This is a genomic window from Kordiimonas lipolytica (genome assembly GCF_001550065.1).
The window spans coordinates 147270-172812 of record NZ_LRUB01000022.1 but is presented as its reverse complement, the minus strand read 5'-3'; the positions used below and the strand labels follow the sequence as shown (position 1 = coordinate 172812).

Sequence of the window (25543 nt, the reverse complement as noted above, 5' to 3'; positions counted from 1 at the left end):
TTACATCTGCTCAAACTGGTTTGGACGGCTTTTGTCCACCGTCGGGTCGTCGTCTTCAACTGGCAACATCGCTTCGCGCCTGATCTTGAACAACAACAGAAGTGGCGATGCCACAAAGACAGAGCTGTAGGTACCCACGACCACGCCCCAGATCATCGCTGCGGTGAAGCCGCGGATGGCTTCCCCACCGAAGAAGAACAGGGCAAACAGCGCCACCAAGGTGGTCACGGATGTCATCAATGTCCGGGCCAACGTCTGGTTAAGCGACAGGTTCAGCAGTTCTTCCATCGGTGTTTTGCTATATTTGCGGATGTTTTCACGCACCCGGTCATACACCACCACGGTATCATTGAGGCTGTAGCCCACGATGGTCAGGATTGCCGCGATGATCGACAGGTTGAATTCAAGCCGCGTGATGGCGAAGAAACCAACCGTAAGCAAGACGTCATGCACAAGGGCCAGAACCGCCCCCAGGCCGAACTGCCATTCAAAGCGGAACCAGATATAGACCAGCACAGCAAGAACCGCGATGGTCACTGCCAGCGCACCGTCGCGCTTAAGCTCACCCGATACGGTAGCGCCGATAAAGTTGCCGTCCATAAATTTGATGCCCGGAACCGCTTTCGGCAGTTCTTCGCGCACCTTCTGGATCACGGCACTTTGGGCTTTCGCATCACCTTCCTGGCGTTCGATGCGGATCATGGCTTCCCAATCGGCGCCGTAGCGGCGAACGGACGGGCTGGTGTAGCCCATGGCTTCAACTGCCTGCTTCACCTGCTCGATTGGAATGGCCTTTTCGCCTTCCATCTGCACCTCAACAGAGATACCGCCCTGGAAATCGATGCCATAGTTCAGGCTTTTCATCGCAAACAGGGCGATTGAGGCAATGATCAGAACAATCGACAGAGCAAACGCAACCTTGCGCGCGCCCATAAAATTGATCTTCGTATTGTCTGGTACGAGACGTAGAAACATCATCCCCTCCCCTTAAAGTGGCAGCTTGGCAGGACGAGCCCGCTTAAGCCAGGTTGCAAGGATAAAGCGCGACAGGACAACAGCCGTGAACATGGATGTCAGAATACCAATCGCCAGCGTCACGGCAAAGCCCTGCACCGGGCCGGAGCCAAGCATGTAGAGCACGGCAGCCGCAATGAAAGTGGTGATATTGGCGTCCATAATGGTGGAGAATGCCTCACCATAGCCGTGCTCCATGGCAGCAAACGGCTTGCGACCGTTATTCTGTTCTTCGCGTATACGCTCAAAGACCAGCACGTTGGCATCCACCGCCATACCGATCGTCAGTACGATACCGGCGATACCAGGCAGCGTGAGCGTAGCGCCAAGGAAGCTCAGGGCCCCCATGATCAGGATCAGATTGGTAATCAGCGACACGCTGGACGCCAGACCAAAGCGGCCATAGCTGATGATCATGTAAACGATCACGCCAAGGAAGCCGATCACAGCAGCGATTTCGCCTGCGTCGATGTTTTCCTGCCCGAGGTCAGGCCCAACGGTACGTTCCTTCATCACTGTCAGCGGAATAGGCAGGGCACCGGCTTTCAGAAGCGTTGCCAGTTCCTGTGCGTCGGCAACCGACCCCACATTGGTGATCTGCCCCTGCCCACCCAGAATTGCAGTCTGGATATTTGGCGCGCTGATGATCTCGTTATCGAGAACGATCGCAAAAGGTCGGCCAATATTGTCTTTGGTGTGATTGCCAAAGCGTTTGGCACCGGACGTGTTGAAGGTAAAGGAAACAGCGGGTTTACCGTGCTGGTCAAACGACGCTTTGGCGTCAATGAGGTCTTCGCCCGACACAATCACACGGTCCTTGATCGCCAGCGAGTATCCTTCTTTCGATTGCAAAATCTTCTCGCGGTAGCCAACTCGGCCTCGCTGCAGGTCTTCTGCGCTTGCGTTCGTGTTCACATCATGGAAGGTCAGCTTTGCAGTCTGGCCGACAAGCCGCTTCACTTCTTCAGGGTCGCTCGCGCCCGGCACTTCCAGAATGATGCGGTCGCTGCCCTCAGGCTGGATCGTCACTTCCTTGGTACCGTCCGGATCAATCCGCTTGCGCATGACTTCCATGGCACGGGCAACAGCATCGCGCTTTTGCACTTCGATACCCTGCTCTGTCAGCGTCAGCGTGAATTTATTGCCGTCCTGGGCAAGCTCAAGCTCCTGGATGCCGCCACCCATCAGCGGGTTGGCGGCCCCCACCGTCACGGTTGTCAGCTCACGCAGCTTCTCGCGTGCAAGCTCAGCCATGTCGTCGCGCGTTACCTCAAGCGACACGCTGTGGCCTTCAGTGCGGATATTGCGGAAATTCAGGCCCTTTTCAGAGCGACGAATATCGCGCACCTGATCAGCAATATTGTTCAGGCGGGACGTGACCACATCATCGGTCTCCGCACCCCACAAAAGCCGCACACCACCCCGTAGGTCAAGGCCCAGGCTGAGCGTATCGGAAGGCAGGAAACCTGGCAGGCTTTCCCGCTGTTTCTCTGTCAGAAAGTTCGGTAGGGACGTCAGGATGCCCAAGAGCACCACCCCTACAATCATGATTATTTTCCAGCGCGGAAACGTCAGCATGCGCCGATCCTTATGGTTGTTCTTCCCTTAAAAAGACTGCGCCCGGACATTCCGGGCACGATCCTTATTTTTCTTCTTTCTTGGCCGCTTTCTTTTCAGCAGGCTTGGCAGGCTCTGATTTGCTGCGCACATCAGACAGCGTGCTTTTCACAACGCGAACCTTAACGCCATCCGCCAGTTCGACTTCAACTTCGTTGTCGTCAGCCTGTACCTTGGTTACTTTACCGATCAGGCCGCCTGCGGTCACAACACTGTCGCCGCGAGCCACATTGTTCACCATTTCACGGTGTTCTTTCATCTTTTTGTTCTGTGGGCGGATGATCAGGAACCAGAAAACCGCAACCATGATGATGATCAGGCCGAAACCACCAGTTGGATCGGACATCTGCGCAGAATCAGCCGCTTGAGCGTAAGCAGGAGAAGAAAACATGTGACAAACCTCGTTAAAAGGGCGGCAGAAGTGCCACCTTGCAATATCATTGGCCGGGACTATAGCTTTATTGCTTTCAAATGCAACAGTCGCCTATGGCTATCCGGCATGTTATGAGCGCTGTCGAGCAGGCTAAATTTGATTATTCACCCCTAGATGGGAATGACAGGAAAGGGTTGCAAGTGCCAAACCAGGATCAAGCGCTGATTGATGCGATCAACCGCCTTGCCGATGCGGTCAGTGGAAACCTTGAAAAAGCGCCTGCAGCGTTGGAAGACAGCGCAACTGCCTTTGTCTATGACGCGGAAAGCAAAAGCCTGCGCGCGGTAGACCATGTAGCAGCCCCTGATATCGGCCTTCTGATGGGGATCGACCGCGCCAAAAACACCCTTCTTGAAAACACAAAACGCTTTGCAAACGGCTTTTCCGCCAACAATGCGCTCCTTTGGGGCGCACGCGGCATGGGTAAAAGTACGGTCATCAAGGCAATCCACCGCGCCATCGTTCATGAGAAAGGCGCACAGGCGCCTGCCCTTGTGGAAATCCACAGGGAAGACATCAGTGCCCTGCCCGCCTTGCTTGGCAAGCTCAGGAAAAGCGACCGCTTGTTTATCGTCTTTTGTGACGACCTGTCGTTCAACAGGCCGGACCAGGATTTCAAGGCGCTCAAGTCCGTCCTGGAAGGGGGCCTTGAAGGCCGTCCAGAGAATGTCATCTTCTATGCCACATCGAACCGCAGGCACCTTTTGCCGCGCCAGATGGCCGACCAGGAAAGCGCCACCGGCATTCACCCGAATGAGGCCATGGACGAAACCATCGCGCTATCGGACCGCTTTGGGCTGTGGCTTGGCTTCCATCCGGCAGACCAGAACGAATATCTGGCCATGATTGAAGGCTACCTGAAGGCCTTTGACCTGAACCCCACTGAAGATTGGCGGCATGCGGCCCTTGAGTGGTCGAAAACGCGCGGCAACCGGTCTGGCCGCACTGCGTGGCAATTTGTCAATAATCTTGCTGGGGAACTGGGTGCCAAGGTCGGCTTTTAGCGGCTTGTCATGGCCGCGTCTGCCCGCGCCTGGCTCAGGTAGCGGAGCGGATCAAGCGCCCGGCGCCCCTTCCTGATTTCAAAATGCAGCTGGGGCTCTGTCACGCCGCCGGTATTGCCGACACGGGCGATGATCTGCCCTTTATCGACGGTCTGCCCTTCGCGCACCAGCAGGCGTTCATTATGGGCGTAGGCTGTAATCCAGCCGCCCGAGTGTTTCACCAGCAGAAGATGCCCATAGCCCTCAAGCGCGTTCGAGGCATAGACCACCACGCCTGTTTCCGCAGCCTTCACTGGCGTTCCCTGGCGGGCCAGAATATTGATGCCGTCATTATGCAGGCCATCCTGTTTGGGGCCAAAGCGGGAGGCGAGCCTGCCTTGAACCGGCCAATCGAAGCCACTTGATGTCCGCGGCGGCGGCGTGGGCCGCGCCACGGTACGGCGCGTGGTTTGCGCAGGCCTGACAACCGTGGGCGAGGACGCAGAGGCCGTCTGCACAGGGGCCGTGCTCGCACCGCCCGGCAGTTTAAGCTTCTGGCCGATTTCAAGCGTGTATGGCGCCCTGATACCATTTTCGCGCATCAGGGCCGATACATTCACGCCAAACCGGCGCGAGATGCTATAGCCCGTGTCACCCTTTTTCACCACATAGACCTGCGCCGTGGGCACCTTCACGCGCTGGCCGATCTCAAGCGTGTAGGGTGACCGCAGCCGGTTGTTTGAAATCAGGTCCCGGACCGGCACGCCGTAGCGCCGTGAAATGGCGTAAAGCGTATCGCCTTTGCTGACCACATGCACCGCACCAGTTGCACTGCTGCTGGTCGCGGCACGCGGCGCCTGTGCAGGCGTATTTGTAGCCGCATAGCTGCGATTTGGTACCGGTGGTTTGGTGCGTGGCAGCGGCACAGGGAACGGGGCATTCTTGGTTTTGGGAGATGTCAGCGCACCGAAAACGGGTCTGATGATTCGCTTGTCGACAGTGGAACAGGCAGAAAGCGAGAAGGCGAGCACAATCAAGGCGCTAAGGCGCGTGGCATGCCGTCTCTTGTGTCCTCCCATCATCATGGTTTCAAGATACCCACAAGTGTTAACTGGGGCAATATTTCCCTGATCATTAAGGCAGAAGCACGGCGAAAGGACATCTGGCCAACGTCAGAATGTCTGGCTGATGGCCTCGTTCATGGACCGGCGTGTTTCATGGTGGGTGAGGTTCAGATGAAGCGGCGTCACGGACACCCACTGCTCGCGCACGGCCTTTAGGTCGGTCTCATGCCCCGGTTGGCCGACTTCGCGGCCAAGGCCAAACCAGTAATATTTGAAACCACGCGGGTCAGTGCGTTCCTCGATGTGGTTGCCCATGATCTGGCGCGCGCCCTGCTCTGTCACCTTGACGCCTTTGATTTCCTCAGGCTCAAACGCCGGGAAATTTACATTCATCAGCACGTCCTGCGGCCAGCCCATCTCAATGAGGCTCCCAATCACCTGCGGCGCAAACTTTTCCGCCGTTTCCCATTTGGTGCGCTGGTCAGGGCGAATGCATTGGCTGAGCGCGATGGATGGAATACCCGCGAGCGTACCTTCCATGGCGACAGAAACCGTACCGGAATAGGTCACGTCTTCCGCCAGGTTGCCGCCCCGGTTGATGCCCGAAAGGATCAGCGTGGGCGGGCTATCTGTCATGATCTTGTTAAGCGCCATGGCCACACAGTCTGTCGGCGTGCCGGCAACGGCCCAGCGTTTTTCCGCAAGCTTTCGCATGCGCAGCACGCGGGTCAGCGTCAGGGAATGGCCTGCGCCTGACTGCTCTTCTTCCGGCGCCACCACCCACACATCATCCGTCAACTGGCGGGCGATACGCTCCAGAATTTCGATCCCAGGGGCATTGATCCCGTCATCGTTGGAAACCAGAATGCGGGTGGGCTTGATGGCTGTCATAGCTTAGCCGCCGATCACGTCGACGCCGCGCATGTACGGCTTCAGTACCTCTGGCACGCGGATGGTGCCATTGGCCTGCTGGTAGTTTTCCATCACGGCAATCAGGGTGCGGCCCACGGCAAGGCCGGAACCGTTCAGCGTGTGAACGAACTGGGTCTTTTTCTCGCCTTTCGGGCGGCAGCGCATTTTCATGCGGCGCGCCTGGAAGTCACCACAGGTCGAACAGCTGGAAATCTCGCGGTATTTACCCTGCCCTGGCAGCCATACTTCAATGTCATAGGTGCGGCGGGCACCAAAGCCGATATCGCCGGTACACAGCTTCACCACGCGGTACGGCAGGTGCAGGCGTTTCAGCACTTCTTCCGCACAGCCCAGCATACGCTCAAGCTCGTCGTCTGACTGGTCAGGTGCCGTCACAGACACCAGCTCAACCTTTTCGAACTGGTGCTGGCGGATCATGCCGCGGGTATCACGGCCTGCGGCCCCCGCTTCGGCACGGAAGCATTGGCTGTGGGCGGTGAAGCGCAATGGCAGGTCTTCCTCGTCCAGGATTTCATCGGAATGCAGGTTTGTCAGCGTTACTTCAGATGTTGGGATCAGCCAGTGACCCGTGTTGGTCTGGAACGCGTCGTCACCGAATTTCGGCAGCTGGCCTGTGCCCAGCAGCGCGTTGCCGCGCACCATGGCAGGTGTCAGCATCTCGGTATAGCCGTGCTCCATAGTGTGCAGGTCCAGCATGAACTGGCCAAGGGCGCGTTCAAGCCGCGCCAGCTCACCCTTGAGCACCACGAAGCGGCTGCCCGAAAGTTTGGCTGCGCGTTCAAAATCCATCATGCCAAGGCTTTCGCCCAGGTCGAAATGTTCCTTGGCGTCAAAGTCGAGCGGCTTTGGCTTGCCCCAGGTACGGACCTCTTCATTATCGTCTTCGCTGTCGCCGTCCGGCACATCGTCATAGACCATGTTCGGTAGGCTCATCAGCAGGTTGTTCAGCTTTTCACCCAGCGCGCGCTCTTCTTCTTCCATTTCGGACAGACGCGTCTTAAGGCCGCTGACCTCTTCCATCAGCGCCTGGGCTTCGGCTTCATTGCCCTGCCCTTTGGCCTTGCCGATCAGTTTAGAGGCTTCATTGCGGCGCGCCTGGGCTGCCTGCGCCTCCGTCTGAACCGCACGGCGGGAAGTGTCGAGCGCGATGATCTCCTCAGCTCTGGCTTCCTCGCCGCGGCGGGCAAGGGCCTTGTCGAAAGCTTCAGGGTTTTCGCGGATAAATTTCAGATCAAACATTGCGCTCGTCTCAGTTTAAAGATTCAGGTCAGTTAAGAATTTAGGTCAGATTTCATCGTCATCGATGCCTTCATCAATGGCGTCAGCGCGCTTCTTCTCAAACGCGCTAATCAGGATGATGGACAGCTCATACAGGAGCAGCATGGGAATGCCAAGGGCGATCTGGCTGACAGGGTCAGGCGGCGTCAGGAAGGCAGCCACCAGAAAAGTCGCTACGATCATATAACGGCGCTTGGCGCGCAAGCCGTCTGCCGTCACGATCCCTGCGCGGCCCATCAGCGTCAGGGCCACAGGCAAAAGGAACGCAACGCCAAAACCAAAGATCATCTGCATAACCAGCGAGAGATATTCGCTGACCTTCGCCTCAGCCGCAATCTCGATCGCGCCGCCGCCGCCTGCCTGCTCGAAACTCAGCAGAAACTGCCAAGCCCAGGGGATCACCATGAAGTAGGCGAGGCTTGCCCCCAGTGCGAACAGGATCGGCGTCGCCAACAGGAAAGGCAGGAAAGCCCGGCGTTCGTTTTTATAGAGGCCCGGGGCCACAAATTTCCATATCTGGGACGCCAAAAGCGGGAAGGTACAGATGAAGGCAGCATAAAGCGCCACCTTGAGGTCCACAAAGAAGCCTTCCGTGAGCGAGGTGAAGATCATCCGCCGTTCTTCGCCTGTCGCCTGCGTCGCATCCATATAGGGCTTGGCAAGGATGTTGAACAGCTCATCCGCGAAATAGAGACCAATACCAAAGGCAATCGCCATCCCGATCATCACCTTGATAAGGCGGGAGCGAAGCTCGTTCAGATGGTCCAGAAGCGGTGCCTTGCTAGCATCCACCTCATCTTCATCCGTGATGTCGGGCTTTGCGGCTTCTGCGCCGAACTCTTCCGGCCCCATCATGATGCGTCACCTTTGTCGCTTTCGGGCTGGGCGGAATCATTCTTTTCCTTACCCTCAGGCTTTTCAGCCGCTTCTCGCTCGCGGTTACGCATAATGTGGTTGGTGATCTCTTCCGCGCTCATGCCAGGGCGCAGCCCCTCTTTCTTGCGCAGCTCCGCAAAAGGGTCTGTCTGTTCTTCGGCTTCCGCGGCCAGTTGCTCGACGCCATCCTTGAATTCAGCCGCCAGTTCACGCATGCGGCGAACCAGCCCGCCAACGGTCTTCAACAGCCGCGGCAATTCCTTCGGCCCCACGACAACAAGCGCGACGACCGCTACAAGGAAAATCTCCATTGCACCGATATCAAACATGGAAACGGGCTCCTGCCCCGGCTTGCGCAGGGGTAAAGAAAGGTTGGCTTACGCCTTGTCTTTCTCTTCGCTTTTCACCACTTCGCCGTCGATGGTCTTTTTATTTTCAACGGCTTTCGGCTCTTCTTCCGGCTCATCAAGGCCTTCCTTCAGACCCTTGCGGAAGCTGGTGATGCCTTTGGCAACATCGCCCATCAGGCCTGAAATCTTGCCGCGACCGAAGAGAAGCACGATCAGCAGCACAACAAGCGCTATTTGTAACCATCCCGGAAACATATGTTTTAACTCCCTTTTGCCGGTTCAGCCCGGCCCTGTCTCTATGTAATGGCGTGCGCAGAAGCACACAAGGCCAATCACGCCATATTGTTGTCTGAATCCTCGTCAAGGGATGCGACATCGTCTTCAGGTGCATCCATCGCCTGAGCAGCGGCACCTGAAATGCTGGCGCGTTCCTTGGCGGCGATTGCTTCCTCAAGGTCAATCTGGCCTTCGGCTTCCTCAACCGCCTTCGCCGGGTTGGGCATGCCGCCCATCTTCTCAAGCGCCACATCAACGCTATCCAACAAACCTGCAGCCTTCAGTTCCTGTACGCCCGGAAGATCCTTGATCGATTCGATGCCGAAATGGACAAGGAAATCTTCGGTGGTGCCATAGGTTACCGGCCGCCCCGGCGTCCGCTTGCGGCCCATCATGCGCACCCAGCCTGCTTCCATCAGAACATCAAGCGTGCCTTTGGAAATGCTGACACCGCGGATTTCCTCGATCTCCGCCCGGGTCACCGGCTGGTGATAGGCGATGATGGCCATGGTTTCCACCGCCGCACGCGACAGCTTGCGTGGCTCGTCCACCTCACGCCGCAGCAGGAACGAAAGGTCCTCGGCGGTGCGGAACATGAACTTGCCCGCCAGACGCACAAGGTTCACCCCCGCGGTCGCATAGCTTTCCGTCAGCCCCTCAATATGGGCTTCCACATCCACACCGTCCGGCAGGCGTTCAGCGATATCATCAACCGACAGCGGATTTTCGCTGGCGAACAGGATCGCTTCCACCATGCGGCGGTGCTGCATGATCACTTCTGGGTCGGTAGCGACCTGTTTTGTTGTTTCCGTCTCTTGCATCTTCAAATGTCTTATCGTTCTTTTTCTGGCTTTGTACTGGCTTATTCTGAATTGTCGTTTGCCTGGCTATCCGCTGCCTGTCCGCCTTCTTCATCGTGGCGTTGACGCAGGTAGATCGGCCCAAAGGTTTCCATCTGCCTGAGGTCCGCCCTGCCTGCTTTCGCCAGCTCCAGCGTAGCCGCGAACATGCTGGCCAGCGCCGAACGCCGCAGCCGGTCATCCTTCAGGTCTGTCGGCAGGAAAGTAGAAAGCGTTGCCCAGGTGAATGTGTCGCCGATCAGGCCCGAAAGGCGCTCAATCGCGTCCTCAAGCGGATAGACCGGGCGACGCTCGATGCGGATTTCCGTGATCGAATGCCGCTGACGGTTATCGGCATAGGCGCGCAATAGTTCATATAGGGTGACATCGTAGGAGCCCTTCTTCAGGAGCTTCAGGCCCTCGGGGCGTCCACGGCGGAACACGTCGCGGCCCATACGGTCGCGCGCCATCAGACGGGCGCCAGCCTCGCGCATGGCCTCCAACCGCTGCAGGCGAAGCTGCAGCCGGAAGGCCAGCTCTTCAGCCGACGGTTCCTCGTCGTCATCTTCCTTCGGCAGCAGCAGGCGGGACTTCAGATACGCCAGCCAAGCCGCCATCACCAGATAGTCCGCCGCAAGCTCAAGCTTGAGCCGCTTGGCGGCAGAAACAAAGGTAAGGAACTGCTCGACCAGTTCCAGAATGGAGATTTGCGTCAGGTCCACCTTCTGGGCACGCGCGAGCGTGAGAAGCACATCAAGAGGCCCCTCGAACCCGTCCATATGCAGGACAAGCTGGTTCGGATCCGCCGGGTCTACCTGGCGGTGCGGGGTTGGCCCGATTGTGTCTTCTTCGAATTCCATGTTTCCAAACGATATCGTTAAAACGGCACGCCGACAATCGTCGCGATCACTGATCCTATCACCAAAGTGGGGACAAGAATGATTTCCTTGGCCACTACAATGATGCCCATCAGGATGAAAAAGCCGAAAGGCGCAATAGACCGGTAGCTTTGCGCCATGTCATGCGGCAAGAACTGCTCCACCACTCCGGCACCGTCCAATGGCGGGATGGGCAGCAGGTTAAACACCATGAACAAACAGTTCAGGAAGATACCGATCTGGGCGGTCCGGAAAAGCCAGCCGTCGCCAGCCACACCAAAGGCCATCGCTGCTTTCAGCACCAGCGCAAAGAATATCGCCACGATAAGGTTGCCCATCGGCCCTGCCAGCGCGACAATCACCATATCGCGGCGCATGTTCTTGAAGTAGCGCGGCTGGATCATCACAGGCTTTGCATAGCCAATCAGGAACGGAAACTGGAACAAAACAGCCACCAGCGGAATGGCAATAGTGCCGATCGGGTCGATATGGACCGCCGGATTGAGCGACAAGCGCCCCTCCAGCTTGGCCGTCGGATCACCCAACTTGTAGGCCGCCAGCGCATGCCCTGCCTCGTGCAACGTCACAGCAAGCAGGAACGGCAGCGCCATCAGCGTAATCATCTGAATACTTTGGGCCAGAAAATCCATGGTTTCCTCAGGTCTACTCTAAAATTTTTCCATCAGGGCATCATAGCGGCGGCGCAGATCTTCCCTGTCCGGGCGCGACGCCCTGTCTGCATCAGATATGAGGGTGGCGAGCCGTTTCTCAAGCTTTCCTGAGGCAACATGACAGGCTGATGCGATGGACCGCATCTCATCCATATCGCCGTTACAGTGCAGCACAAGATCGCATCCGGCGGCAAAGGCGCCGCGCGTGCGGTCCTCGAACGTGCCTTCAAGCGCCTTCATCGACAGGTCATCAGACATCAGAAGGCCGGTGAAACCCATTTTCATGCGGATAATGCGGCCGATCACCACACGCGACAGTGTCGCGCACTGTTTGGGATCGATATCCGTATATTTGATGTGGGCGGTCATGCCGAAGGGTGCGTCCGCAATCGCCTTGAAGGGCACGAAATCTGTATCGTCCATCTCCGCGACGCTGGCATCCACCACCGGCAACTCCAGATGGCTGTCGGCCCTGGCGCGGCCATGGCCCGGCAGGTGCTTGATCACAGGAAGTACGCCACCTTCCATAAGCGCGTCTACAACAATGCGCCCCATGGCGGCTACGAGGCCGGGGTCATTTGAAAAGGCCCTATCGCCAATGATTGGATCAGCATCGCCCTGACGCACATCCAGAACCGGCAGGCAGTCCACATTGATGCCCACGCGCCTGAGGTCGTCGGCGATCAGGCGGGTATTCAGGCGAAGGGCGCTCGCGGCTAGCGTCGGGTCTTTTTGGGCCATATCGCCAAAAACCGTCATCGGCGGATATTTGCGCCAATAAGGTTCCGAAAGGCGCTGCACGCGACCCCCTTCCTGATCCACCAGGATCGGCACCTTGTGACGGCCAACCGTCTGCTTCAAGTCCTTGATCAGGGCTGAAAGCTGGTCCGGGTCTTCGACATTGCGCTTGAAGATGATGAACCCGGCAGGCTTCACCTTGGCAAAAAAGGCCCGTTCCTCTTCAGTAAGCGACGGGCCGGCACAGCCGAAAATTGCGGGGATCATCAAAAAACTCTTTTACGGATTTACAACAATGCAGGCCTGCTGCTGTGCCCGAAGACCCAGGCAAACCTCATCGGCTGCGGCCCTGCTCTCAAGGGGCCCAACCCGCAAGCGGTAAAGTGTACGGTCGCCAGTGCGGACGGATTCGTAAACCGGGGACAGGCCTTCAAGTACCGCACGGTGCTTGCCGCGAATGGTACGCCACGCAGTCGCGGCGGATTCTTCGGAACCATAGGCACCCAACTGTACCTTAAAGGCACCTGCGGGCACCGCCGGCTCTTCTGCGGCGGGTTCTGGCTCAACGGCAGCTGGCGCCGCGGCTTGCTCAACTTGCTGGGCAACTTCCGCCGCGCGCTCCTCCGCTTCCGCTGCAATGCGTGCCTCGTCTTCGGCGTGGGCTTCGTCTTCAACCGCAGGCTCAGGGTCTGCGGGCAGTTCCTTCAGCGGCTCTTCCGGTTGGTCTGCAAGCGCCAGGCGGTCAGCGCCAGCGCCAGCGCCCTGGTCAAACACCTGCTTGTCCTGGTTTGGCACTTCCATGCCGCCCGGTTCTGCCGGCTTGGTCTTGATCGGTGTAGTTTCGGCCACCACGCGGCGTGGCGGCCCGTCAGGCGAGCTATCGTAAAGATAAAGAAGCACAAGCACGAACAGCACAACCACGCTGAGCGCGGCAACTGCCGTGATCACCAGCGTTTTCCTGCCCTCAAAGAAGCCTGCCGCTTCTTCTTCCTCAGGGACCGGTTGAAGCCATGGTGGGACGTCCTTGTCGGCGCCCTGTCCTGCTTGATCTTTCTCGCTCATTTACCGCATTTCCTCCATTGGCGTTACGCCCAGCACGCCGAGGCCGCTGGCAATCACCAACGCCACAGAGCGCACCAGCGCCATCCGCGCCTTTGTCAGCGCCTCGTTACCCTCTATGATAAAGCGCAAGTCAGGATTGTCATTCCCCTTATTCCAGAAAGTATGGAATTCGGAGGCCAGATCATACAGGAAAAAGGCAATACGGTGCGGTTCATGCGCTTCAGCGGCGCTTTCAACCATGCGTGGCCAGGCGGCACATTGCTTGATCATGGCGATCTCGCTGTCGTCGGCCAGCAGGCTAAGGTCTGCGTTCATCAGGCTGGTGTCAGACGCGTCAAGGCCCGGGAAAGCATCCTGCGCCTTGGCCAGCACCGAACAAATCCGGGCATGGGCATACTGCACATAAAAGACCGGGTTGTCCTTTGATTGCTCCATCACCTTCTTGAAGTCGAAATCCAGATGCGCGTCGTTCTTGCGGGTCAGCATGATGAAACGCGTCACGTCGCGGCCAACCTCGTCCACCACTTCGCGAAGCGTGATGAAATTGCCCGACCGCTTTGACATCTTGAACGGCTCACCGTCGCGGTACAGCTTCACCATCTGGCAAAGCCGCACATCCAGCGTACCGTCTTCCGACAGCGCCTTAACAGCCGCCTGCATGCGCTTCACATAGCCGCCATGGTCAGCGCCCAGGATATCGATCATCTGCTTGTAACCACGGACATACTTGTCGTGGTGGTAAGCAATATCGGCGGCAAAATAGGTATATTCACCTGTGGATTTCTGCAGCGGACGATCCACATCGTCGCCAAAATCGGTCGCCCGGAACAGGGTTTGCTCGCGCTCTTCCCAATCTTCCGGCTTCTTGCCTTTCGGCGGCTCCAGCACGCCCTGATAAATATGGCCGCGGTCCTTAAGTACCTGGATCGCTTCGGGAATACGGCCGCTTTCATGAAGCGTGCGTTCTGAGAAGAAAGTCTCATGCTCCACGCCAAGTGCGGCCAAGTCTTCCCGGATCAGGTTCATCATCTCGCCTGAAGCGTCGACCTTGAACTGGGCAAGCCATTCTTCTTCCGGTGCATCCAGATATTGGTCACCGTATTTTTCCTTCAGCATCTGTCCCACAGGGATCAGGTAGTCGCCGGGGTATAGGCCTTCGGGGATTTCACCGATGTCGCGGCCATGGGCTTCCTGGTACCGAAGGTGCGCAGACCGCGCCAGCGTGTCGATCTGGCTACCGGCATCGTTGATGTAATATTCCTTGGTAACATCATAGCCGGCCTTGATCAGCAGGTTCGCGAGCGCATCGCCGAATACGGCACCGCGTACGTGCCCCACATGCATTGGCCCCGTTGGGTTTGCGGACACATATTCCACATTCACCCGCTCGCCGCCGCCCATTGTGCTGTTGCCATAGCCGACACCAACCTTCAGTATCTCATCTACCTGGCCCTGCCAGAAGCTTTTGGAAATCCGCAGGTTGATGAAACCCGGTCCTGCAATGTCCACGCTTTCAACAGCATCAAGGGCTTCAAGGGCCGGTGCCAGAAGGCCCGCGATCTCGCGCGGGTTCTTGCCTGCCTGCTTCGACAGCACGAGGGCCGCGTTGGTGGCGATATCGCCGTGGCTTGCATCGCGCGGCGGTTCTACGGCCACATTGGATGTGTCCAATTCAGCCGGCAGGTCGCCCTTGGCAGAAAGATCAGCCAGGACCGCATCAATCGCGGTCCGAAACTCAGTAAAAACATTCATAGTGATACTCGGTTCAAATCAAATAGTTTGGCGTGCTCGCGGAAGGCGAAGCGGTCGGTCATGCCAGCGATAAAGTCGGCGACGACCCGGGCCGTTTCCGGCGTTCCTGCGCCCTGCGCACGCTCGTTCCATTCAGTAGGCAAACATTCGGGTTCGGAGATATACAGATCAAAGAGGTCTGTCACCACCCTTTTTGCCTTACTAGCCATACGGTTAACCAGATAGTGGCGATACATGCGTTCAAACAGGAAGGCTTTCAGTTCCTTCACCGCCTCACCCATATCCTTGCCAAAGGCAATCGTGGGCTGGCCCGCATTCCGGATATCGTCCGGGGTTGTAGGCGCCAGCTTTTCAATGCGACGCCCGCTTTCCACCATCATATCCGCCACCATCCGGTTGATCATTCGTCGGACAAGCTCGTGGATCATCACATCCTTCGGCGCGTTCGGATAGGTCCATTTCACTTCGTCCAGAACCTGGGCGACCACAGGGATCTTCTTCAGTTCGTCGAATTCGAACAGGCCTGCGCGCAGGCCGTCATCCAGGTCGTGGGAGGAGTAGGCGATATCGTCCGCAAGCGCCGCAATCTGCGCTTCTGCAGACGCATAGGTGTGCAGCTCAAGGTCATTTTCCGGCAGATAGTCACGGAAGCCGAACGACAGGTCAGCGGGCGGATTCTTGTAATCAATCGGCGCATCAACAAGCGGGCCGTTATGTTTCGCAAGCCCTTCAAGGGTTTCCCAGGTCAGGTTCAGACCTTCAAAGGACGCATAGCGGTGCTCAAGCCGCGTCAGCAGCCTGAGCGCCTGGGCGTTATGGTCAAACCCGTCGTAATTCTTCATGCAGTCGTTCAGCACGGTTTCGCCAACATGCCCGAAAGGCGGGTGGCCAAGATCATGCGCAAGCGCAAGCGCCTCGCCCAGATCTTCATTCAGGTGCATGGACCGGCAGACGGACCGTGCAATCTGCGCCACCTCAAGCGAATGTGTCAGGCGCGTCCGGAAATGGTCGCCCTCGTGGTATACGAATACCTGAGTCTTGTGCTTCAACCGGCGGAAACTTGAAGAATGGATCACCCGGTCGCGGTCACGCTGGTAGCAGCTCCGATTCGGCGTTTCAGGCTCCTTGAAGACACGGCCACGGCTTTCTGAAGGACGGCAGGCATAAGGGGCCAGGGTATCTTCATAGCGCGGCAAACTATCGTACATGTCTCTCTCCTTGGGCTCAGCCTAACTAGGGTCAGGTGGGCTGAATGCGTAGCTGGTTTGGGGCACATTATCTCCGCCCCCCACGAAGGGCAACTCTTTACTATTTAAATGCCCGCGCTTTGCCCGGATTGCCAACCTCAGCCGGCCGGAATGTTGCATTTGCATAATGGTTAACAAATAGTTAACTGATTCCTTGCCGGTTAAGGCTTTTTTAATTATTATATCCTGATGATTGAAAACGCCGACAATATTGGCGAAAGCCAGACAGCGTTTGATGCCAGGTTCCAGCAGGACCTTCTGGACCATTGGCGCGAAATCCAGCACAACCGAAAATATCCTGACAAGCGCGAGTTCCGACCCCAGAAATTTCCCAAATTCCTGCCTCAGCTTGCGATTGTCTCCATCAATGGAACGGAAAAATTCGATGACAGGCTGACCGGCGCGACGGTGTCTGAGGTCTTGCGGCTTAAGGGTAACCATGACCGGCTTGTGTCGCCCCCTGACGGCGCTGTGAAAAGCATCATCCACAACATGCTGTCACAGGCATCAAAAGCAAAGGGACCGGTCTATTTTCGTGGCAACTTCCAGCCGGCGGACAGCCCGACCATTCCCTTTACCGCCCTTGTGCTGCCCTTCTCCCACAACGGCGACGAAGATGTTCTGGATACGCTGATGCTGGCCTTCGATTTCAGCAAGAAACAAAAGCTTGAGCTGACTTTTCCGCCAAGCGAACCTGCTACCAAACAGCCACAGGAATCTCCAGCCTGAAGCCGTTCCGATCCCGCGATGCCAATAATATCGCGGACGTGAATTGACCATTGGGCCTATGGTCCCTACATATGGGGGCAAGATAGACCCATAACCTGATGGCGAAACAGCATGACCGATAGTCAGCCCCCTGTAGGGCTCAGTGAAAAAGCCGCAGCGCGCGTAAAAGCGCTGATTGAACAGCAAGGCAACCCGAACCTGAAGCTCAGACTGACGATTTCGGGCGGCGGCTGTAGCGGGTTTCAGTACGGCTTTGATTTCGATGAAGAGCAGAAAGACGATGATATCGTGGTGGAACGCGACGGCGTTACCATGCTCGTTGACCCCATGTCGCTGCTTTATATCTCGGGCGCGGAAGTTGACTTTGTCGAAGACCTTGTCGGCGCTTCATTCCAGGTGAAGAACCCGAACGCCACGGCCTCCTGCGGCTGTGGTTCCTCCTTCTCGATCTAGGGCTTACCCACATGAAAATTGCCAGCTTCAACATCAATGGCGTCAAGGCGCGCCTGCCCCGGCTGCTTGAATGGCTTGATGAATTCAGCCCCGATGTGGCCTGCCTGCAGGAGATAAAGAGCGTGGATGAAAATTTCCCGCGCCTAGAGATTGAAGAAAAGGGCTGGCATGTCGAAACGCACGGTCAGAAAAGCTTCAACGGGGTGGCGCTGATCTCAAAGCACCCGATTGAGGACATCCGGCGCGGCCTCCCTGCCCTTGACGGTGGTGAGGAAAAGGAAGACGAACAAGCCCGCTATATTGAAGCCACGATCAAGGGCGTGCGTGTGGCCTCCATTTACCTGCCGAACGGCAACCCGCAACCTGGCCCCAAGTTCGACTATAAGCTCAAATGGATGGACCGGCTGATCGCCCACGCAGAACACCTGCTGGAGCGTGAAATGCCGATTGTGCTGGCTGGCGACTATAACGTCATCCCGACAGACGAGGATTGCCACAATCCCGCAGCCTGGGTTGATGACGCCCTTACCCAGCCTGAAAGCCGCGCCAAGCTTCGCACGCTTTGGAACCTTGGCTATCTGGATGCCCTGAGGCAGATCAAGCCCAAGGGTGAGGCCTATACTTTCTGGGATTACCAGCGCGGCGCATGGCAAAAAGACCACGGCATCCGCATCGACCACCTGCTGCTGTCACCGCAAGCTGCCGACATCCTGCGCGACTGCCAGGTGGACCGCCAGCCCCGCGGCAAGGAACAGCCAAGCGACCACACCCCCATCTGGGTCCAGCTTGATGCTTGACTTGTAACCCGGCGCCAGAGTACCTACATAGCCAGAAGGCGGCGATTGGCAGCCAAGACTTGAATCAAAGCGAGAAGAGAAATGAACAAGACCCTGAAAACATTGAAATAATTCCTATCAATGCCTTTTCAGGAGATGTCATGTCTCATTTTATCACGCTCGATCAGCTGGGCTACCAGCTGCCAGACGGCACCCCACTATTTAAAGAACTGACCCTCAGCTTCACCAAAGGTCGCACAGGCCTTGTAGGCGCGAACGGTGTTGGCAAATCCACATTGCTCCGGCTGGTTAAAGGGGCGCTGCAGCCGTCCCACGGCCATATTACCGTGAGCGGGAAGCTGGCGCTTCTGCAGCAGCAAGTGAATGTCAGCCCCGGCCGGACGGTTGCCGATAGCCTCGGCCTGACCGAACAGCTGGAAATCACCAACCGGATGCTCAGCGGCAAAGGCTCGCTCGAGGATGCCGAGAAGGCTGACTGGAGCCTGCCCGCACGCCTTGAGCAGGGACTAGCAGCCGTTGGATTGCCTGATCTTGATCCATGGCGAATGCTCAGTACGCTTTCCGGCGGCCAGCGCACGCGACTCCGTCTCGCCGGGCTAATTGTGTCAGAGCCCGATATTCTCCTGATGGACGAACCAACCAATGACCTGGACAGAGAAGGCCGTCAGATACTGTATGAGTTCCTGGCCGCATGGCACGGACCTGCCCTGATCGTCAGCCATGACCGAATGCTTCTGGATCAAATGGACGCCATTGCCGCCCTGTCAGCCAACGGCATATCCCTCTATGGCGGGAACTATAGCTTCTATAAAGTGAAGCAGGACGAAGAGCGCGCCCTTGCCGAGCGTAGGCTGGAAGCCGCGAAATCCAATCTTTCCCAGGCGCAGAAACGATCTGCCGCAGAGGCCGAAAAGAAAGCCAGGCGCGATGCCAAGGGGCGAAAGTCTCGCACTACAGGTAGCCAGCCAAAAATGCTCCTGAACGCCATGAAGGAACGGGCGGAAACCAGCGGCGGCAAATCAGGCGCCCGGTCTGATGCACTGGAACAGAAGATGAAGTCTGCAGTTGATGAGGCTGCAGCAGACCTGAACAAACGAACGCCGGTCAAGATTGATCTTCCACTCTCTGGGCTGCATGCGGGCCAACATATCCTGTCACTTCAGGATGTCTCCTGGGCGCCAGAAGGCAGAGAACCCGTGCTGGACAACGTGTCGCTTGATATCTTGGGGCCGGAGCGGCTTGCCCTCACGGGCCCAAACGGGAGCGGTAAATCCAGCCTGCTTCACCTCATTGCCGGCTCGCTTCAGCCCACAAGCGGCACCATCAAACTGGCAGACATTCATGTCGCCTTTGTCGATCAGACTATGAGCTTCCTTGATTGCGATCAAAGTGTCGCCCGAAACATGGAACGGCTGAACCCGGCACTGACACAAAATCAAATCCACGCTGCCCTTGCCCGGTTCGGTTTCCGCGCTGACGCAGCGATCCGAAGGGTCTTGACCTTAAGCGGGGGCGAGATGTTACGCGCTGGCCTAGCCTGCATTTTTGCCGGTCAGCCACCGCAGCTGTTGATTTTGGATGAACCCACAAACCATCTGGACTTGGATACGGTGGAGATGCTGGAAGCTGCGCTTCTAGCCCATGATGGGGCTATCATCGTGGTCAGCCATGACCAAGCTTTCCTGAAAGCCATCAAGCCAACAAGAAAGATCTCGCTCATGGATAACTGAGATACCTCAGGCGTCTACTGTTTCGTATTTTTCGAATTCGCGATTGGCAGCCGGGTTCCCAAGGCTTTCAAGGCTTGGGGTGACATATTCGTCGGTAGCCACAATGCGGTTTTTGGCGTCCACATGCACCGCGCGCGAAATACGGCCCGGCAGCTGGTTCGCGGGCACAGCCTCGTACCCCATGATGATCGCCAGATCACCCTTTGAAAACTGGTGTGCCGCAGCGCCGTTCAGGCAAATGACGCCGGAACCTTCCGTGCCTTCGATCACATAGGTCTGGATGCGTTCGCCGTTCGTGATATTGACCACATCCACAAGCGTGTGCGGCAGAATGCCGGACGCCCGCAACAACACAGGGTCCACGGTGATGGAACCGACATAGTCAAGGTCTGCGCCGGTCACTGTTACGCGGTGCAGCTTGCCGTACATGAACTGGCGCAGCGCGCCATCAAGGCTTGGTTGTGTCACTGTCTCGACCCTCTGAAATACAGTAAGGATGCGGATATGGCGCACAGACGCCCGCGGGTCAAGCCTCCTGGCACAAAAAAGCCGGGGGAAACCCCGGCTTTCGCTAACTTTACGGTCAAACCCTCAAGCCTATTCGAACACTTTCTGTTCGTTTTCGGCCATGCAGATACGGTAGCGAATACCGTGCGCAGTGCCGATGGCAATCGCCACCACAAGGCCCAGCACGACATTAAGCGCCTGCATCAACACCATGCTGCCTGCGAGGCCCGCCAGAGTGACCGGCACCAGCACAATGGCGTATAAGAGAACCAAGACAATGGCGAAGTCCACCGTATGCGGATGGGACATACCTTCCTTGTCAGAGCGCAGCGCCGTTTGTGTAAGATTCGCGGAGAACAGCGAATAAACAACACAGCTGACAATCACCACGATGATATTGTTCATCAATGTGGCACGCGTCGATTCCGCCAAATCCGCGCCTGCCGCTGCCTGTTCCGCGAAACTTGGGCCAAGACCCAGCGCCGCGAAGACCATAATGATAACGATGCTGACAATCACCAGAAGAATGCCGATAAAGAAGAACTTGAGGCTGTTCACGCCAGCAGCGCCCATGGCTTCCCCGAATGAGCCGAAACGGGCCCCTTCCTTGCCGTAAGCACCAACGCGAACGCCGACATTGAAAAGATGCGATGTCGCCAAAAGCATCAGGATGCCAAAAATCAAGGCAATCAAGAACAGGGACCCCATCGCCCCGATATGCTCAGCCATCGCATTCGGGTCGCCTGTCCCCTGCTGCGCGATTTCCTGGAAGGCCTGCAACAACGATGCATCAACCACAAAAATGAGAGCGCCAATGAAAAGCGCAACAACGCCTACAAGCAGGCCGATTGCTTTCAAATAGGGCGCAGGTGCAGAAAGCGGCATCTTGAGCGCGTGGCTAACGATCTGGATAATCGGTAATTTGGTCATGGTGTCCCCCAACATATGAAATAGTTATGGAAACATTAACCTGTGACGGCGAAACAGCAACTGTCTTTTTAAATGATGACCTAAGGCCCCATAGAAAAATCAGGCTTCTCGCCGCCACTCCAGATGAACGATAGGGAATGGGCGGCCTGCATCGTCCACGGGATCACGGCGGACATCCTTGAAGCCGCACGCCTTGTAGAATGCATGAGCCTGAGGCTGCTGTTCATTCACCTGAACGGTGACTGTTTCGAACTGCTCCTTGACCCTTGCAATGAATTGCTTGCCAATGCCCTGCCCGTGTGCCGCGGGGTCAACAAAAAGCGCGTCGATGTTATTATCGGTGCAGCCCATGAAGCCCTGCGGCTGGTCTGCCGCGTCCACAAACACGGTAAAGTCGGCGTTTGGCAGATACTGGTTCTTCACCACATCGGCGATCTCTGCCAGGTCGGTCTTGCTCAGGAAATGGTGCGTGGCAACGACGGCCGCGTGCCAAATGTCAAAAAGGCGGGTGTGATCTTCTGCCCGCGCCTGACGGAAAGTCATAATAAGTCCTATTCAAAAGCAGATACATCCCGAACGGCGCCCTTGCTAGCAGATGTCGCCATCGCTGCATAGGCCTTCAGGGCTTTTGAAACTTTCCGCGCGCGCGGCTTGGCCGGCTTCCAGGCATCCGCGCCTTTCGCATCCATGGCTTTGCGGCGGGTGGCGAGCTCCTCGTCAGATACCATCACATTGATCGACCGGTTCGGGATATCGATCTCGATTGTATCGCCCTCTTCCACGAGGCCAATGGCGCCACCTTCCGCGGCTTCAGGGCTTGCGTGCCCGATAGAGAGGCCCGATGTGCCGCCCGAGAAGCGCCCGTCGGTCAAGAGCGCGCAGTCTTTACCGAGCCCCATGGACTTGAGGTAACTGGTGGGATAGAGCATTTCCTGCATCCCCGGACCACCACGCGGGCCTTCATAGCGAATGATCACCACATCCCCCTTGACCACCTCGCCCGCGAGGATGGCTTCAACAGACGCATCCTGGCTTTCGAAAATACGCGCGCGACCGGTGAATTTGAGGATGCTTTCGTCCACGCCTGCTGTCTTAACAATGCAGCCTTCCTCGGCAATATTGCCGTACAGCACCGCAAGCCCGCCATCCTGGCTGTAAGCGTGCTCTTTCGCCCGGATACAGCCGCCTTCACGGTCCAGGTCCAGCGCGTCATACCGGTTGGACTGGCTGAAAGCCACTTGTGTTGGCACGCCGCCCGGGGCTGCCTTGAAGAAATGATGCAGGTCGCCGTCGTTCGAGACGCGCACGTCATAGCGGGCCAGCGCCTCGCCCATGGTGGCGGTGTGCACTGTGGTGCAATCGGTGTTGATCAGCCCGGCACGCCCGAGTTCCCCGAGGATGCTGAAAATCCCGCCTGCGCGGTGCACATCCTGAATGTGATATTTATTGGTCGCCGGTGCGACCTTGCATAGGTTCGGCACCTTCCGCGAAAGCCGGTCGATATCTTCCATGGTGAAATCAAGTTCAGCCTCTTGTGCGGCGGCCAGGATATGCAGCACCGTGTTGGTGGACCCACCCATGGCGATATCAAGCGCCATGGCGTTTTCAAACGCCCCGAAGTTGGCGACATTACGCGGCAGCACGCTTTCGTCCCCGCCCCCATAGTAGCGCTTGGAAATATCCACAATCAGCCGGGCCGCCGTCAGGAACAGTTCCTTCCGGTCTGCGTGGGTCGCCAGCGTCGTGCCGTTCCCCGGCAGGCTGAGCCCCAAGGCTTCTGTCAGGCAGTTCATGCTGTTCGCAGTGAACATGCCTGAGCAGGAGCCACATGTCGGACAGGCGGATCGTTCGACCGCGGCCACCTGCTCATCCGACACATTGGGGTCAGCTGCCTGAACCATGGCATCCACCAGGTCCAACTTGTGGGTTTCCCCACCATAGTCCGCCTCGCCCGCTTCCATCGGGCCGCCGGATACGAATACAGCCGGGATATTGAGCCGGAGAGCCGCCATCAGCATGCCCGGCGTGATCTTGTCACAGTTGGAGATACATACCAGCGCATCGGCACAGTGGGCATTGGCCATATATTCCACGCTGTCGGCGATAATCTCGCGGCTTGGCAGGCTATAGAGCATGCCGTCATGGCCCATGGCGATGCCGTCGTCCACAGCAATGGTGTTGAATTCCTTGGCCACCCCGCCTGCGGCCTCGATCTCGCGCGCTACCATCTGCCCCAGGTCCTTCAGGTGCACGTGCCCCGGCACGAACTGCGTGAAGCTGTTGACCACGGCGATGATCGGCTTCTTGAAGTCGTCATCCTTCATGCCGGTTGCGCGCCACAATGCGCGGGCGCCCGCCATGTTGCGGCCATGGGTTGATGTGCGGGAACGATACTGGGCCATCAGGCTCTCCACTCACTGTCGGGCAACGCCCGATCTCAACTTAGAATCTGTGCGCGACTTTAGCCGTGCACCCCCGCACTGTCGATAATAAATGAAAAGCAAATTGTTATTTTTTGAATTTTAATTGCGCCTAATTCGATTGCACGGCAACCGACAGCACCGTATGAAGGAAGCAGTCAACCAAGGAGTTTAGCCATGTCTGAGGGCATGATGGAGCCGTATGTCGGCTTGATCACTTTTTTCCGTCAGCCTGCTGCCCAATCGGCAGAAGGCCTTGATATCGCCGTTATGGGCGTGCCGTTTGATCTTGCCACCACTGGCCGGTCCGGCTCCCGCTTTGGCCCACGTGCCGTGCGCGAAATGTCGCTCACCATGGCGGAGTTCCCTTGGGGCGTCTGGCCGTGGGACTTCCATTTCCGCGACCGCTTCAAGGTGGCTGACCTTGGCGATGTATCTGGCTTTACAGCCTATACCGACCGGCTGATGCCAGCTGTTGAAGCAAAGGCTGACGAAGTGCTGGCGACTGGGTCTTCCCTCCTGACCATCGGCGGTGACCATTCCATCAGCTATCCGCTCCTTCGCGCCCACGCCCGCAAGCACGGCCCGCTCGCGCTCATTCATTTTGATGCCCATTCCGACACATGGACGGACGAGGATCTCAATCACGGCACCATGTTTTATCATGCGATTAAAGAAGGCATCATCGTGCCTGAAAACTCGATCCAGATGGGCATGCGCACACCAAACCCCGATAGCCATGGCATGATGGTGATTGATGGCAACGAATGCCTGCGCACACCAGCCGAGGAACTCGCGCAGAAAATCCGGGAGCGGGTTGGCAACCGCCCGGCCTACCTGACATTCGACATCGATTTTCTTGACCCAAGCGTTGCTCCGGCGACCGGTACGCCTGTCGTGGGCGGGCCTGACTGCGCTTATGCTCGGGACGTGCTACGAGCCATTGCAGGCCTCAATATCGTGGGGGGTGACCAGGTTGAAGTTGCGCCGCACTATGAAGGCCCGGCACAGATCACGGCACTTGCAGGCGCAACCATCGCGGCCGACATCCTATATCTGATCGGCCTCGCTCGCGGTTAATTTTTAAGAAAAGGGGCGGGTTCGCTTCAGTCGTGCAGCTCAAACCCGTATCGGGACATGAGCGCACCGTCTGCGTGAAGCCGGTCAATCTCTCGATCCAGATAAGCAACCAGCTTGTTGGCCTCAACAGAAGGCCAGCAGGCTATGCTTTCCCCCAATGTCAGCAGCGAAAAGCGCTTGTCAGCCGGGAAGCCGTCCAGGCCTGCGCGGGTGAAATACTGCCGTGCATCAATGGAATAGGCAACGGTGACATCCACGCGGCCCGCGGCCAGAAGTTCAAACGCTTCATCCACCGTCTTGGTGTAAAGCATGTCTTTGGCAAACGGCAGCGTGCGCTGCGCGATGGTGCTGACATGAATGCCTTCGTCGCCAGCGATCAGCTTGCCCTCAAGGGCGCTCCAGCCTGAAGGGGCTGCCATTCCGGGTCGGCTATAGGCGCGCATGAACAAACGGTTGAAGGGCCTGGAGGCTGTCAGCGTATCAAGGGGCACGCCATTCTGGATGTAGAAGGTCTTGTCGCTGGTCGCCATATACATGCAGTCCACCTGCTTCTCGAAGAAGGACCGCGCCAACCGCTTGACCGGCAGCATCACCAGATCGGTCTTGACCGGCGCCTTGGCGACAACATCAGCATAGAAATCGTTATAGGGGCCGCCCTTGCCGGGCTCGAATACCTTGGGGATTGCGGCGCCCGCCATCACGAGCTTCACCTCTTCCGCCTGCACGGAATCTGGCGCGCAAATAAGCGCGCACGACAACATGAATGATGCCAGAAAAGGCCGCATACAGTCCCCAATTTCCCTTAATCCCGCAGCCCTTATACACAAAACTGACGGAAACACAATGGCGTGGGGGTTTGTAGTGCCCTGGTCAACAAAAAAGGGGC

27 protein-coding genes are annotated in these 25543 nt (G+C 57.4%); 6 read left to right on the top strand and 21 right to left on the bottom strand.

All coding sequences use genetic code 11. The features are described 5' to 3' along the window. From secF to yajC, 3 genes are all read right to left on the bottom strand, one after another. The gene (gene secF, locus KORM41_RS11290; protein ID WP_068147782.1) at positions 1–975 is read right to left on the bottom strand and encodes a protein translocase subunit SecF; all 975 of its coding nucleotides are present in this window, start codon (positions 973–975) and stop codon (positions 1–3) included. A gap of 12 nt (positions 976–987) precedes the next feature. Next, positions 988–2562, bottom strand: coding sequence for a protein translocase subunit SecD (gene secD, locus KORM41_RS11285; RefSeq protein ID WP_197421064.1), 1575 nt, complete (start codon positions 2560–2562; stop codon positions 988–990). A 94-nt stretch (positions 2563–2656) separates the two neighbouring features. Further along, the gene (yajC, locus tag KORM41_RS11280) at positions 2657–2977 is read right to left on the bottom strand and encodes a preprotein translocase subunit YajC (RefSeq protein WP_197421062.1); all 321 of its coding nucleotides are present in this window, start codon (positions 2975–2977) and stop codon (positions 2657–2659) included. A 227-nt stretch (positions 2978–3204) separates the two neighbouring features. Here yajC and KORM41_RS11275 point away from each other — a divergent pair, with 227 nt between their 5' ends. Then, positions 3205–4068 (top strand): ATP-binding protein, encoded by an 864-nt coding sequence (locus KORM41_RS11275; RefSeq protein WP_068147715.1) that lies wholly within the window; start codon positions 3205–3207, stop codon positions 4066–4068. On the opposite strand, the gene KORM41_RS11270 is transcribed toward KORM41_RS11275, so the two are convergent. The 13 genes from KORM41_RS11270 to KORM41_RS11210 form a co-directional block, all read right to left on the bottom strand. Continuing rightward, a complete protein-coding gene (locus tag KORM41_RS11270; RefSeq protein ID WP_068147712.1) occupies positions 4065–5126 on the bottom strand; it encodes a M23 family metallopeptidase in 1062 nt (353 codons plus the stop codon). The genes KORM41_RS11275 and KORM41_RS11270 overlap by 4 nt on opposite strands. A gap of 93 nt (positions 5127–5219) precedes the next feature. Next, entirely contained in the window at positions 5220–6002 is a 783-nt protein-coding gene (gene surE, locus KORM41_RS11265) for a 5'/3'-nucleotidase SurE (protein WP_068147709.1), read from the bottom strand. A gap of 3 nt (positions 6003–6005) precedes the next feature. Then, entirely contained in the window at positions 6006–7283 is a 1278-nt protein-coding gene (gene serS / locus KORM41_RS11260) for a serine--tRNA ligase (RefSeq protein WP_068147706.1), read from the bottom strand. Positions 7284–7328: 45 nt separating this feature from the next. Continuing rightward, a complete protein-coding gene (tatC, locus tag KORM41_RS11255; protein WP_068147702.1) occupies positions 7329–8177 on the bottom strand; it encodes a twin-arginine translocase subunit TatC in 849 nt (282 codons plus the stop codon). Further along, positions 8174–8527, bottom strand: a complete 354-nt coding sequence (gene tatB / locus KORM41_RS11250; RefSeq protein WP_068147699.1) for a Sec-independent protein translocase protein TatB — start codon at positions 8525–8527, stop codon at positions 8174–8176. Before tatB ends, tatC begins: the two co-directional genes overlap by 4 nt. Positions 8528–8575: 48 nt before the next feature. Further along, positions 8576–8803, bottom strand: coding sequence for a twin-arginine translocase TatA/TatE family subunit (locus KORM41_RS11245; RefSeq protein WP_068147697.1), 228 nt, complete (start codon positions 8801–8803; stop codon positions 8576–8578). A gap of 77 nt (positions 8804–8880) precedes the next feature. Then, positions 8881–9645 (bottom strand): SMC-Scp complex subunit ScpB, encoded by a 765-nt coding sequence (scpB, locus tag KORM41_RS11240; protein WP_082719867.1) that lies wholly within the window; start codon positions 9643–9645, stop codon positions 8881–8883. A gap of 41 nt (positions 9646–9686) precedes the next feature. Next, the gene (locus KORM41_RS11235; RefSeq protein ID WP_068147694.1) at positions 9687–10523 is read right to left on the bottom strand and encodes a segregation and condensation protein A; all 837 of its coding nucleotides are present in this window, start codon (positions 10521–10523) and stop codon (positions 9687–9689) included. Between the two features lie 17 nt (positions 10524–10540). Next, positions 10541–11191, bottom strand: coding sequence for a site-2 protease family protein (locus KORM41_RS11230; RefSeq protein WP_068147690.1), 651 nt, complete (start codon positions 11189–11191; stop codon positions 10541–10543). 18 nt (positions 11192–11209) lie between these two features. Continuing rightward, positions 11210–12217 carry a beta-N-acetylhexosaminidase gene (nagZ, locus tag KORM41_RS11225; RefSeq protein WP_068147689.1) on the bottom strand — a complete coding sequence of 336 codons (1008 nt, stop codon included), beginning with the start codon at positions 12215–12217 and terminating at the stop codon, positions 11210–11212. Between the two features lie 12 nt (positions 12218–12229). After that, positions 12230–13012, bottom strand: a complete 783-nt coding sequence (locus KORM41_RS11220) for an SPOR domain-containing protein (protein WP_068147686.1) — start codon at positions 13010–13012, stop codon at positions 12230–12232. Then, positions 13013–14764 (bottom strand): arginine--tRNA ligase, encoded by a 1752-nt coding sequence (argS, locus tag KORM41_RS11215; RefSeq protein WP_068147683.1) that lies wholly within the window; start codon positions 14762–14764, stop codon positions 13013–13015. Beyond that, complete coding sequence (locus KORM41_RS11210) at positions 14761–15972, bottom strand: deoxyguanosinetriphosphate triphosphohydrolase (RefSeq protein WP_068147679.1); 1212 nt, start codon at positions 15970–15972, stop codon at positions 14761–14763. The genes argS and KORM41_RS11210 overlap by 4 nt, the downstream gene beginning before the upstream one ends. Positions 15973–16200: 228 nt before the next feature. Here KORM41_RS11210 and KORM41_RS11205 point away from each other — a divergent pair, with 228 nt between their 5' ends. The 4 genes from KORM41_RS11205 (at position 16201) to KORM41_RS11190 (ending at position 19720) form a co-directional block, all read left to right on the top strand. Beyond that, complete coding sequence (locus KORM41_RS11205) at positions 16201–16740, top strand: PAS domain-containing protein (RefSeq protein ID WP_068147676.1); 540 nt, start codon at positions 16201–16203, stop codon at positions 16738–16740. Positions 16741–16851: 111 nt separating this feature from the next. Next, positions 16852–17193, top strand: coding sequence for an iron-sulfur cluster insertion protein ErpA (gene erpA / locus KORM41_RS11200; protein WP_068147672.1), 342 nt, complete (start codon positions 16852–16854; stop codon positions 17191–17193). 11 nt (positions 17194–17204) lie between these two features. Continuing rightward, positions 17205–17990 carry an exodeoxyribonuclease III gene (xth, locus tag KORM41_RS11195; RefSeq protein ID WP_068147668.1) on the top strand — a complete coding sequence of 262 codons (786 nt, stop codon included), beginning with the start codon at positions 17205–17207 and terminating at the stop codon, positions 17988–17990. A 140-nt stretch (positions 17991–18130) separates the two neighbouring features. After that, positions 18131–19720 carry an ABC-F family ATP-binding cassette domain-containing protein gene (locus KORM41_RS11190; protein ID WP_068147666.1) on the top strand — a complete coding sequence of 530 codons (1590 nt, stop codon included), beginning with the start codon at positions 18131–18133 and terminating at the stop codon, positions 19718–19720. Positions 19721–19726: 6 nt separating this feature from the next. Here KORM41_RS11190 and panD read toward each other — a convergent pair whose 3' ends face one another. The 4 genes from panD to ilvD form a co-directional block, all read right to left on the bottom strand. After that, positions 19727–20188, bottom strand: coding sequence for an aspartate 1-decarboxylase (gene panD, locus KORM41_RS11185; protein WP_269448972.1), 462 nt, complete (start codon positions 20186–20188; stop codon positions 19727–19729). A 129-nt stretch (positions 20189–20317) separates the two neighbouring features. Continuing rightward, positions 20318–21157: a hypothetical protein gene (locus KORM41_RS11180; protein ID WP_068147663.1), complete on the bottom strand. Its 840-nt coding sequence runs from the start codon at positions 21155–21157 to the stop codon at positions 20318–20320. A 99-nt stretch (positions 21158–21256) separates the two neighbouring features. After that, on the bottom strand, positions 21257–21700 hold the full coding sequence (locus KORM41_RS11175; protein ID WP_156431952.1) for an acetyltransferase: 444 nt from the start codon (positions 21698–21700) through the stop codon (positions 21257–21259). An 8-nt stretch (positions 21701–21708) separates the two neighbouring features. Then, positions 21709–23559, bottom strand: coding sequence for a dihydroxy-acid dehydratase (ilvD, locus tag KORM41_RS11170; protein ID WP_068147657.1), 1851 nt, complete (start codon positions 23557–23559; stop codon positions 21709–21711). Positions 23560–23754: 195 nt separating this feature from the next. Between ilvD and speB the strand changes: the two genes are divergently transcribed. Then, positions 23755–24657 carry an agmatinase gene (gene speB / locus KORM41_RS11165; RefSeq protein WP_068147654.1) on the top strand — a complete coding sequence of 301 codons (903 nt, stop codon included), beginning with the start codon at positions 23755–23757 and terminating at the stop codon, positions 24655–24657. A 26-nt stretch (positions 24658–24683) separates the two neighbouring features. Here the strand turns inward: speB and KORM41_RS11160 are convergent, their stop codons facing one another. Next, positions 24684–25442: a substrate-binding periplasmic protein gene (locus KORM41_RS11160; protein WP_068147652.1), complete on the bottom strand. Its 759-nt coding sequence runs from the start codon at positions 25440–25442 to the stop codon at positions 24684–24686. Positions 25443–25543: the final 101 nt, after the last annotated feature.

What these genes read in the sequence shown, in the direction of transcription:
- argS (WP_068147683.1), bottom strand. Translation starts at nt 14,764, where the DNA reads ATGAATGTTTTTACTGAGTTTCGGACCGCGATTGATGCGGTCCTGGCT.
- KORM41_RS11190 (WP_068147666.1), top strand. Translation starts at nt 18,131, where the DNA reads ATGTCTCATTTTATCACGCTCGATCAGCTGGGCTACCAGCTGCCAGAC.
- speB (WP_068147654.1), top strand. Translation starts at nt 23,755, where the DNA reads ATGTCTGAGGGCATGATGGAGCCGTATGTCGGCTTGATCACTTTTTTC.
- scpB (WP_082719867.1), bottom strand. Translation starts at nt 9,645, where the DNA reads ATGCAAGAGACGGAAACAACAAAACAGGTCGCTACCGACCCAGAAGTG.
- yajC (WP_197421062.1), bottom strand. Translation starts at nt 2,977, where the DNA reads ATGTCCGATCCAACTGGTGGTTTCGGCCTGATCATCATCATGGTTGCG.
- KORM41_RS11160 (WP_068147652.1), bottom strand. Translation starts at nt 25,442, where the DNA reads ATGCGGCCTTTTCTGGCATCATTCATGTTGTCGTGCGCGCTTATTTGC.
- KORM41_RS11220 (WP_068147686.1), bottom strand. Translation starts at nt 13,012, where the DNA reads ATGAGCGAGAAAGATCAAGCAGGACAGGGCGCCGACAAGGACGTCCCA.
- ilvD (WP_068147657.1), bottom strand. Translation starts at nt 23,559, where the DNA reads ATGGCCCAGTATCGTTCCCGCACATCAACCCATGGCCGCAACATGGCG.
- KORM41_RS11235 (WP_068147694.1), bottom strand. Translation starts at nt 10,523, where the DNA reads ATGGAATTCGAAGAAGACACAATCGGGCCAACCCCGCACCGCCAGGTA.
- tatC (WP_068147702.1), bottom strand. Translation starts at nt 8,177, where the DNA reads ATGATGGGGCCGGAAGAGTTCGGCGCAGAAGCCGCAAAGCCCGACATC.
- secD (WP_197421064.1), bottom strand. Translation starts at nt 2,562, where the DNA reads ATGATTGTAGGGGTGGTGCTCTTGGGCATCCTGACGTCCCTACCGAAC.
- KORM41_RS11270 (WP_068147712.1), bottom strand. Translation starts at nt 5,126, where the DNA reads ATGGGAGGACACAAGAGACGGCATGCCACGCGCCTTAGCGCCTTGATT.
- KORM41_RS11175 (WP_156431952.1), bottom strand. Translation starts at nt 21,700, where the DNA reads ATGACTTTCCGTCAGGCGCGGGCAGAAGATCACACCCGCCTTTTTGAC.
- surE (WP_068147709.1), bottom strand. Translation starts at nt 6,002, where the DNA reads ATGACAGCCATCAAGCCCACCCGCATTCTGGTTTCCAACGATGACGGG.
- nagZ (WP_068147689.1), bottom strand. Translation starts at nt 12,217, where the DNA reads ATGATCCCCGCAATTTTCGGCTGTGCCGGCCCGTCGCTTACTGAAGAG.
- KORM41_RS11230 (WP_068147690.1), bottom strand. Translation starts at nt 11,191, where the DNA reads ATGGATTTTCTGGCCCAAAGTATTCAGATGATTACGCTGATGGCGCTG.
- KORM41_RS11210 (WP_068147679.1), bottom strand. Translation starts at nt 15,972, where the DNA reads ATGTACGATAGTTTGCCGCGCTATGAAGATACCCTGGCCCCTTATGCC.
- serS (WP_068147706.1), bottom strand. Translation starts at nt 7,283, where the DNA reads ATGTTTGATCTGAAATTTATCCGCGAAAACCCTGAAGCTTTCGACAAG.
- xth (WP_068147668.1), top strand. Translation starts at nt 17,205, where the DNA reads ATGAAAATTGCCAGCTTCAACATCAATGGCGTCAAGGCGCGCCTGCCC.
- tatB (WP_068147699.1), bottom strand. Translation starts at nt 8,527, where the DNA reads ATGTTTGATATCGGTGCAATGGAGATTTTCCTTGTAGCGGTCGTCGCG.
- KORM41_RS11180 (WP_068147663.1), bottom strand. Translation starts at nt 21,157, where the DNA reads ATGACCAAATTACCGATTATCCAGATCGTTAGCCACGCGCTCAAGATG.
- KORM41_RS11245 (WP_068147697.1), bottom strand. Translation starts at nt 8,803, where the DNA reads ATGTTTCCGGGATGGTTACAAATAGCGCTTGTTGTGCTGCTGATCGTG.
- erpA (WP_068147672.1), top strand. Translation starts at nt 16,852, where the DNA reads ATGACCGATAGTCAGCCCCCTGTAGGGCTCAGTGAAAAAGCCGCAGCG.
- secF (WP_068147782.1), bottom strand. Translation starts at nt 975, where the DNA reads ATGTTTCTACGTCTCGTACCAGACAATACGAAGATCAATTTTATGGGC.
- KORM41_RS11205 (WP_068147676.1), top strand. Translation starts at nt 16,201, where the DNA reads ATGATTGAAAACGCCGACAATATTGGCGAAAGCCAGACAGCGTTTGAT.